Consider the following 9,288-nt stretch of genomic DNA (forward strand, 5'->3'; position numbering starts at 1 on the left):
GGCCCTTCACAGACGCTCCACGGTCACGTCCAGGAAGTGGGCGGCACAGGAGATGCAGGGGTCGTGGTTGCGGATGGCCCGTTCGCACAGATGGGTGAGCTCCTCGTCGTCGGCGGCGGGCCCGGGCGCCTCCAGCCGCGTCTGGACCGCCTTGCGCACGTCCTCCTCGATGGCCGTCTGGTTCTGGGCCGTGGGCGGGATGATGCGGGCCTCGGTGAGCGTGCCGTCTCCGGTGAGGGCATAGCGGTGGTACAGCAGCCCCCGGGGCGCCTCGGTGGCCCCGGCGCCGGTCCCTCGGCGCGGCGGGACCTCGACGGCCGGCCGGCGAGGCCGTTCGTATCCGTCGATGATCCGCAGGGCTTCCTCGATGGCCTGCACCACTTCGACGGCGCGTACGGCAATGCTCCGGAAGGGGTTGTCGCACACGGCGCCGGTCGACGGGTCGCCCAGCCCGGCGTCCCGCGCCGCCTCGGCGGCCACGGGGTGAAGCCACCGGCCGCTGATCGCGAAGCGGGCCAGCGGGCCGGTCAGGTAGCGGCGGCCGTCCAGGGTGGCCGTGCGGGACGTGGAGTGCGGTACCTGTCCTTCCTGGACGTGCTGTTCCAGGTCCGCCAGGGGCACCTCGCGCAGCACCGGGCCCGGGCCACGCGCGGACATGACCGCCGGTGTTCCGGAGTCGATGGCGTAGCGGCCGGGGTCGCGCAGTGCGAGCAGGTCGTGGTCGCACACAGCGTCCGGAAAGTCGAACGCCGCCACCCAGCGGACGGTTTCCAGCGCGTCCTCACGGGCCCGCCGCAGCCGCTGCGCCAGCGGGCGCAGCTCGTCCGGAGCGGGTGCCCGGTAGAAGCCGCCGATGCGGACGTTGACCGGGTGGATGGGGCGGCCACCGAGCTGCTCGATGATCGCGTTGCCGGTCTGTTTGACGCGCAGGCCTCGCTCGACGGCCGCGCGCTGGTCGCGGGCGAGTTCCACGACGTCCGCACGCCCGAGGAAGTCCGGGGCGTGCAGCAGGTAGATGTGCAAGGTGTGGCTCTCGATCCACTCGCCGCAGTACAGCAGGCGGCGCAGGTCCGCGAGAGGGCCGTCCACCGCGACACCGCAGGCGTCCTCGATCGCCCGGCAGGCGCTCATCTGGTAGGCGACCGGGCAGATGCCGCAGATGCGCGCGGTGATGTCGGGAGGCTCGGTGTGGCCCCGGCCGGTCAGGAAGGCCTCGAAGAAGCGCGGTGGTTCGTAGATGCGCAGCCGCGTCTCGGCGACCGTGTCACCCTCGACGCGCAGGTGGAGGGCGGCTTCGCCTTCCACCCTGGCCAGCGCGTCCAGTCGCAGGACGCGGGTTCCGCGATGGTTCATGCGCGCCTTTCGGACGGGGTCCGTCAGGCCGGAGGGCTCTGCTGCTCCTCGGCCGCGAGGTCGGATACGGAGGCATACTCCGGTGACGCGGCGTTGAAGGTACGGAAGACACGCTGAATGTCCCGCTCGCTCATCCCGTCGCGACGCAGCTGCGCCACCATGGAGCGCAGATTGGGCCGGCTCGACGGTCCGAAGCAGCCGTAGCAGCCGCGCCCGTAGGCGGGGCAGATGGCGCCGCAGCCGGCATGGGTGACCGGGCCCAGGCAGGGGGTGCCGTGGGCCACGGTGATGCAGGTGGTGCCGCGCCTCTTGCACTCGAAGCAGACGCTGTGGTCCGGGATCTGGGGTGTGCGTCCGGCCAGGTAGGCGGTGATGACCTCGATGAGCTGGCGGCGGTCGATGGGGCAGCCGCGCAGCTCGAAGTCGACCGGAACGTGGGCCGAGATCGGTGTCGAGGTCTCCAGTGCGGCGATGTACTCCGGCCGGGCGTAGACCGCGGCGATGAAGTCGTCGACGTCGGCGAAGTTGCGCAGTGCCTGGACGCCGCCCGCGGTGGCGCAGGCTCCTATGGTCACCAGAGCGCGCGAGATGCGCCGGACGTGCTGGATGCGCTCGGCGTCCCCGGCCGTGGTGATCGAGCCTTCGACCAGGGACAGGTCGTACGGCCCACGGCCCTCCAGCCGCGCGCGGCCCCCTTCGGCGCCCTCGGCCGGGGTCATCTCCAGGAAGTGGTCGACCCGTATGCGGTCGGTGAGGCCGAGGAGCTCGTTCTCGCAGTCGAGAAGCGTCAGTTGGCAGCCGTCGCAGGAGGCGAACTTCCACACGGCGAGCGTCGGCCGTGTGCGGATGACCGGGCCGAGTTCGGTGAGCATGTCACAGCTCCCTGACGAGGAGCAGGTCGGCCACGCGGTCGTAGCCGACGACCGGCCCGTCGCGGCACAGCAGGAGGGGGCCGAGTTGGCAGTGGCCGCAATGGCCGGTGGCGCAGCGCATGTTCCGTTCCAAGGACACCTGGACGCGGCGCGGATCCAGTCCCCGGCTCACGAGATCGCGTGCGGTGTGCCGCATCATCACCTCGGGTCCGCACACCAGCGCGCAGGTCCGTTCGGGTCGCAGGTCCAGGCGGCCGAGGAGGGTGGTGACCACGCCCACCATGCCCTGCCAGCCCGGGCCGGGGCGGTCGACGGTCACCTCCACCCGGGCCGTGCCGCGCCAGCTGTCGATCTCGTCCTCGAAGACGAGGTCGGCGGGGGTGCGGGCACCCACCAGGACGGCGAGCCGGCCGTACTCGGCCGGCCGCTCCAGGACCGTGTGCACGGCCGGCCGCAGCGGGGCCAGCCCGATTCCGCCGGCGACCACCAGCACGTCGTCGCCGGCTGCCGCTTCGAGGTCCCATCCGCTCCCGTACGGCCCGCTGACCCCGACGCCGTCACCCGGGCGCAACCGGCACAGCGCGGTCGAGACCGCGCCCACCGCGCGCACGGTGTGCACGAGACCCCCGTGGCGGCCGCGCAGGGCACTGGCCGATATGGGCACCTCGCCGACCCCGAAGGCGTAGATCATCGCGAACTGCCCCGGTGCGAAGGGTGCGAGGGCTTCCCCGGCCGGTACGAGCTCGATCGACCGGGTGTCGGCGGTCTCGGCCCAGGCGTCGGCGACGCGGTACGGCAGCGGGGGCGGCACGGTGGTCATTCCTCCTTCGGCTCCGCCGCTGTCACGCCGGACCGTGTCCAGTCGTGCAGCGCGGCCGCTTCCTCGGTGATGTCGATGCCGACGGGGCACCACACGATGCAGCGCCCGCACCCCACGCAGCCCGACGACCCGAACTGGTCGAACCAGGTGCCGAGTTTGTGGGTCATCCACTGCCGGTAGCGGCTGCGCGCGGAGGCACGCACCGGGCCGCCGTGCAGGCGGGAGAAGTCCAGGTCGAAGCAGGAGTCCCACAGCCGCCACCGCTCCGCGTGGTCACCGGTGAGGTCGGTGACGTCCTCGGTGGTGGTGCAGAAGCAGGTGGGGCACACCATGGTGCAGTTGCCGCAGGTCAGGCACCGTCCGGCGACGTCGTCCCAGCGGGGCGCGTCGAGCGTCCCGGCCATCAGCTCCCGCAGGTCGGCCTCGGGCATGGTCCGCCCCATGCGGGCCGCGGCGGCCGTGACGTCGGCACGAGCCTTCTCCGGGGTCCGGGGGTCGGCCGGACGGGCGGGCAGTTCGGCCAGGATCCCCGCTCCTTCCTCGCTGCCGCTGCGGATCCAGAAGCGGTGCCCTTGCGCATCGACCACTTCGGTCATCGCCAGGTCGTAGCCGGGACCGGCAGCGGGTCCGGTGCCCATCGAGACGCAGAAGCAGGTGGCGCCGGGCTCCGTGCACTCGGCCACGATCAACAGCGCCCCGCCGCGCCGACCCTCGTAGCCGGGATCGCGGTACGCCCCGCCGGTCAGCACCCGGTCCTGGATCATGATCGCCCGCAGATCGCAGGGACGCACGCCCAGAAAGGCGTAGCGAGGCGGCGCGGTCCGGTCGGCCGTGAACACCAGCTCCCCCTCCACCCGGTCGGCGCTCCACTCCCGCACCCGCGCCGGATGCAGGAAGGACTTCCACGACTGGGGTCCCGCCGCGTTGGCGAACGCCGCGCCGTCCGAGCGCTCCCGCAGCCGGTACCGCCCGGCCTCCAGCTCCACGCCCCATCCGTACGGCAGCTCGTCGGCCGACCGCAGCTCCGCCAGCACGATGGCGCCGTCCCGGGCCGTGGGACCGATGACGGTGAACCCGCGCCGGACCAGCACGTCGACGAGCGCGGCCATACCGTCCTTGCCCATGACGAACCCCTCGGAGGCGGGGGTAGGGACCGCGTTCGCATCGGTGTCGGCGTTCATGACCGACCTCCTCCAGCACGCCGGACGGCACACCGGGCCCTGCCGCGCCCTCGGGCCCACGACGGCAGCATTGCCGGTACGGCGCCGCGCCGCCAGAGCCGTATGGGCACGTGTGCGGGGTCCGTTGGCCCCTTGTCCTCGGACGAGGCGACGAGAGAGGTCTCGGGCGGCCGTCGGAGCGGCGCCCCGACCACGGTCAGCGCGTTGCGCCGTGCGGTGGGAGGACGTACGTGTGCCTCTCCCGGCCCCACTCTCCGGGAGAGCCTGGTGCGGCCCTCCTCTCGGGCGGGCCGAAGGCGTGGACCGGAGCCGTCCGGCCACGAGCGGGGGCCGTTCGACCCAGTGCGGACGCAACGGAGCGGACGGATGGTCGAAGAAGCCCGGAGGAAGGAGGGGTCGGCATGCCCTGGGAGACCATCCGCAAGGACACTCCGCCGCGCGTCGCCCCCCATCTGCGCGACTACGACAAGGAATGCGCGCGCTTCTCGTGGCACGCCGCGCGGAGCAGGCTGCAGGGGCTTCCCGGCGGGCGGGGAGTGAACATCGCCCACGAGGCCGTCGACCGGCACGTGGCATCGGGCCGTGCGACAGCGGTCGCGCTGCGCTGTGTCGGGCGTGACGACTCCGTTACCTCCCTGACCTACGGGGATCTGGCCCGCTCGTCGGCGCGGTTCGCCAACGTGCTCCGCGGCCTCGGGATCGGTCACGGCGACCGGGTGGTGACGCTGCTGGGGCGCTGCCCCGAGCTGTACACCGTGGTCCTGGGCACGCTGAAGAACACCAGTGTCCTGTGCCCGCTGTTCTCCGCCTTCGGGCCGGACCCGGTCTTTCAGCGGATGACGCTGAGCGACGCGCAGGTGCTGGTCACCACGGCGGACCTGTACCGCAGGAAGATCGCCGGACAACGCCGCGCCCTGGCCGCCCTGCACCATGTGCTGATCGTCGGCGAGGGGGCGGTCGACCTGCCGGACACCCTGTCTCTCGCCGGGCTGATGGCTGAGGCGGCCGACACCTTCACGATTCCGCCGACCTCGCCCCACGACATGGCCCTGCTGCACTTCACGAGCGGCACGACGGGCATCCCCAAGGGCGCGGTGCACGTCCACGAGGCGGCCGTCGCCCACTACATGACCGCGCTGTACGCCCTCGATCTCCACGAGGACGACGTCTTCTGGTGCACCGCCGACCCGGGCTGGGTGACCGGGATGTCCTACGGGATCGTCGCACCGCTCATGCACGGGGTGACGGTCGTGGTGGACGAGGGGGACTACGACGCTCGCCGCTGGTACCGGATCCTCGCCGACCAGCGGGTGCGCGTCTGGTACACGGCGCCGACGGCCCTGCGCATGCTGATGCGCACGACGCCGAGGACGGGGCCGTACGACCTGCCCCGCTCGTTCGACCTGAGTGCGCTGCGGTTCGTCGCGTCGGTCGGCGAGCCGCTCAATCCGGAGGCCGTGGTCTGGGGGCGCGATGTGCTCGGACTGCCGGTGCACGACAACTGGTGGCAGACCGAGACCGGCGCCATCATGATCGCCAACTGCGCCGCCTTCGACATCCGCCCCGGCTCGATGGGGCGCCCCCTGCCCGGTGTGGAGGCGGCGGTACTGCGGCGCGGCGAGGACGGCAGAGCCGAGGTCGCGGACGGACACGTCAGCGTGGTGGAGGAGCCCGGCGTGGAGGGCGAGCTGGCGCTCCGGGCCGGCTGGCCGTCCATGTTCCGCGGCTATCTGCACGACGAGCCGCGCACCGCAGCCGCCTTCGCGGACGGCTGGTACCTCACCGGGGACCTGGTACGGCGCGACGCCGACGGCTGGTACTGGTTCGTCGGGCGCGCCGACGACGTCATCACGTCGGCCGGCCACCTCATCGGGCCCTTCGAGGTCGAGAGCATCCTGATGGAACACCCGGCGGTCGCCGAGTCCGGCGTCATCGGCCGCCCCGACCCCGTCGCCGGGAACATCGTGAAGGCCTTCGTCACGCTGCGGCCGGGCTTCGATGCGACCACCACGATGCGGCAGGAACTGCTGGCCTTCGCCCGGCGCCGGCTGGGCCCGGCGGTAGCGCCCCGCGAGATCGCCTTCGACCAGCATCTGCCGCACACCCGCAGCGGCAAGGTCATGCGCCGCCTGCTCAGGGCGCGTGAACTCGGTCTGCCCGAGGGCGACATCTCCACCCTGGAGGACTCCACCCTGGAGGCGTCCTCCTCCGCGCAGAGGATGGAGCAGCCCGCATGAACGCCACCCAGGCCCCCCGTGCACCGCGCTCCGCCTCGCTGCCGGACCGCCGAGCCGTCGCGCACCGCCGGGCACTGCTGGAGTCGATGCTGCGCGTCCGCCGGTTCGAGGAGCGCTGCGTGGAGCTGTACAGCGCCGCCCGCATCCGGGGGTTCATGCATCTGTACATCGGCGAGGAGGCCGTCGCCGTCGGCGTCAACGAGGCGCTCACGGACGACGACGCGGTCGTTTCGACGTACCGCGAACACGGGCACGCGCTCGCCCGCGGGGTGCCGGCCGAGGCGATCATGGCGGAGATGTTCGGCAAAGTGACCGGGTGCAGCCGGGGCCGTGGCGGCTCGATGCACCTGTTCGACGCCGGCCGCCGCTTCTACGGTGGCAACGCGATCGTCGGCGGCGGGCTCCCGCTCGCGGCCGGCCTCGCCCTCGCCGACCGCATGACCGGTCGCGATCGTGTCACGTGCTGCTTCTTCGGCGACGGCGCCTTCGCCGAGGGTGAGTTCCACGAGACCGCCAACCTCGCCGCGCTGTGGGGGCTGCCGCTGCTGCTGGTCTGCGAGAACAACCTGTACGCGATGGGCACGGCCCTGGCCCGGCACCAGGCCCGGACCGACCTCGCGCTGCGTGCCGCCGGGTACGGCATGGTCTCCTGGGCCGTCGACGGCATGGACGTCTTCGCAGTGGAGGACGCCGCCCGGAAGGCGGCCGAAGGGGTGCGTGCCGGAACCGGACCGCACTTCCTGGAGATGCGCACGTACCGCTTCCGCGCCCACTCGATGTACGACCCCGACCGCTATCGCGACAAGGCCGAGATCGAGCACTGGAAAGGACGCGATCCGGTCGAAGGGCTCGCCCGGCGACTGCGGGAGGCGAAGGAGCTGACCGACAGGGCCCGCGCCGCCCTGGAGGACCGCCTGGCCGCCGAGATTGACCGCGCCGTCGAGGCCGCCGATCGGGCCCCCGAGGAACCGGTCGGGGATCTGCTGAAGTACGTCACCAGCCCGGAGGCGATCCCGCCATGACCGCCACCCGCATGCGTACCGCCGAACGTCCGGCGCCCGACGACCGCAAGACGACCTATCGGGAGGCGCTGCGCGAGGCCCTGCGCGAAGCGCTGCGCACGGACGAGCGCGTGTTCCTGATGGGTGAGGACGTGGGCCGGTACGGCGGCTGTTTCGGCGTCAGCCTCGGCCTGCTGGAGGAGTTCGGGCCCGAACGGATCCGCGACGCCCCGCTGTCCGAGTCGGCGTTCGTCGGGGCCGGCATCGGCGCCGCCCTTGCGGGTATGCGGCCGATCGTCGAGATCATGACGGTGAACTTCAGTCTGCTGGCCCTCGACCAGATCCTCAACAACGCGGCGACTCTGTTGCACATGTCGGGCGGCCAGCTGCCCGTGCCGATCGTGATCCGGATGACCACGGGCGCGGGACGACAGCTCGCGGCCCAGCACTCCCACAGTCTGGAGGGCTGGTACGCGCACATCCCAGGCTTGCGGGTGCTCGCTCCGGCGACCCTCACCGACGCCCGGTACATGCTGGCCCCCGCGCTCGCCGACCCCGACCCGGTGCTGATCTTCGAGCACGGCAGCCTGTACAACGCCTCGGGCGAGCTGCCCGCCGACGCGGGGCCGGTCGACATCGACCGCGCGGCCGTCCGCCGGCCCGGTACGGACGTCTCCCTGATCACCTACGGCGGCTCACTCCCCAAGGCCCTGGCCGCCGCCGACGAGCTCGCGAGCGGCGGCATCAGCGCCGAGGTCGTCGACCTGCGCACCCTGCGCCCGCTGGACGACGCCACCATCGGCGCGTCGGTGGCACGCACGCACCGGGCTGTCGTCATCGACGAGGGCTGGCGCACCGGCAGCCTCGCCGCCGAGATCTCGGCGCGTCTCACGGAGCAGCACTTCTACGACCTCGACGCCCCGATCGAGCGGGTGTGCAGCGCCGAAGTGCCCGTGCCGTACGCGCGCAGGCTGGAAGAGGCCGCGCTGCCGCAGGTGGGAGAAGTCGTCGCTGCCGCACAGCGAGCCGTGGGCGAACCCGTGCCGACCGGAGGCGTCGCGGCAGAGCGATCGCCGGTCGGCGGAGGGCCTGGCTGAGATGACCGCGTTCACCATGCCCTCACTGGGCGCGGACATGGCTGAGGGTGTGCTGCAGGAGTGGCTCGTGCACCCCGGTGACCGGGTGCGCAGGGGCGACGTCGTGGCGGTCGTGGAGACGGACAAGGCGGCCATCGAGGTCGAGTGCTTCGAGTCCGGGACCGTGGGCCGGCTGCTCGTTGCGCCGGGCGCCCGCGTTCCGGTGGGGACTCCGCTCGCGGTGATCGAGGGCGAAGCCGCCTCCGGCATCCCGACAGGCGCCCCCGCGGAGCCGGTGACCGGGCCGAGCGGGCCCGCCGGTCAGGCTCAGCCGTCTCCGCCCTCACGTGCAAAGGCCGGCCGGGAACCCGCAGCGCGGCCCCAGCGCCCCCGGCCTCGGCGGAGCGCGGCCCGCACGCCCGAGCGCGCCCCGAAGCCGGCACACGCCGAGTCACGGAGGCAGCCGACCGGGCAGCACGCGCCGGCACCCCCACAGCCGTCCGCTGGAACCACCTCGGTCCCCGGCACCGGGCCCCTCGTACGGCACCTGGCCGTACTGCGGGGCGTGGACCTGGCCACCCTGCACGGCACCGGGCCGGGCGGACGGATCACCCGTGCCGACGTGGAGCACGCCGCGCCACCCCTGACGCCCAGGGTCCGGGCCACGCCGTACGCACGGCGCCTCGCCCACGACCTCGGCATCGATCTGAGCGCGGTGCGCGGCACCGGGGACGGCGGAGCCGTGCGG

The 9,288-nt window shown here is 72.8% G+C and carries 8 protein-coding genes; 4 read left to right on the forward strand and 4 right to left on the reverse strand.

What is annotated here, in order from left to right; translation table 11 throughout:
* Positions 1-6: 6 nt before the first annotated feature.
* From ACLU3S_RS10680 to ACLU3S_RS10695, 4 genes are read right to left on the reverse strand one after another with little or no spacing between them, the layout of a single operon-like run.
* The gene (locus ACLU3S_RS10680) at positions 7-1,353 is read right to left on the reverse strand and encodes a Ni/Fe hydrogenase subunit alpha (RefSeq protein ID WP_413951519.1); all 1,347 of its coding nucleotides are present in this window, start codon (positions 1,351-1,353) and stop codon (positions 7-9) included.
* Between the two features lie 23 nt (positions 1,354-1,376).
* Positions 1,377-2,225, reverse strand: coding sequence for an oxidoreductase (locus ACLU3S_RS10685; protein ID WP_413951520.1), 849 nt, complete (start codon positions 2,223-2,225; stop codon positions 1,377-1,379).
* 1 nt (position 2,226) lies between these two features.
* Positions 2,227-3,045, reverse strand: a complete 819-nt coding sequence (locus tag ACLU3S_RS10690) for an FAD/NAD(P)-binding protein (RefSeq protein WP_413951521.1) — start codon at positions 3,043-3,045, stop codon at positions 2,227-2,229.
* Positions 3,042-4,226, reverse strand: coding sequence for a 4Fe-4S dicluster domain-containing protein (locus ACLU3S_RS10695; RefSeq protein WP_413951522.1), 1,185 nt, complete (start codon positions 4,224-4,226; stop codon positions 3,042-3,044). Before ACLU3S_RS10695 ends, ACLU3S_RS10690 begins: the two co-directional genes overlap by 4 nt.
* 401 nt (positions 4,227-4,627) lie before the next feature.
* Here ACLU3S_RS10695 and acsA point away from each other — a divergent pair, with 401 nt between their 5' ends.
* From acsA to ACLU3S_RS10715, 4 genes are all read left to right on the forward strand, one after another.
* Positions 4,628-6,463, forward strand: coding sequence for an acetate--CoA ligase (gene acsA / locus ACLU3S_RS10700; protein ID WP_413951523.1), 1,836 nt, complete (start codon positions 4,628-4,630; stop codon positions 6,461-6,463).
* Complete coding sequence (pdhA, locus tag ACLU3S_RS10705; protein WP_413951524.1) at positions 6,460-7,485, forward strand: pyruvate dehydrogenase (acetyl-transferring) E1 component subunit alpha; 1,026 nt, start codon at positions 6,460-6,462, stop codon at positions 7,483-7,485. Before acsA ends, pdhA begins: the two co-directional genes overlap by 4 nt.
* Positions 7,482-8,561, forward strand: a complete 1,080-nt coding sequence (locus ACLU3S_RS10710) for an alpha-ketoacid dehydrogenase subunit beta (RefSeq protein WP_413951525.1) — start codon at positions 7,482-7,484, stop codon at positions 8,559-8,561. Before pdhA ends, ACLU3S_RS10710 begins: the two co-directional genes overlap by 4 nt.
* A 1-nt stretch (position 8,562) precedes the next feature.
* The coding region (locus tag ACLU3S_RS10715) for an E3 binding domain-containing protein (protein WP_413951526.1) at positions 8,563-9,288 on the forward strand (726 nt) is incomplete at its 3' end.

Origin of the sequence: Streptomyces sp. AF1A (assembly GCF_047340315.1) — a bacterium.
Classification (GTDB): Bacteria; Actinomycetota; Actinomycetes; order Streptomycetales; family Streptomycetaceae; genus Streptomyces.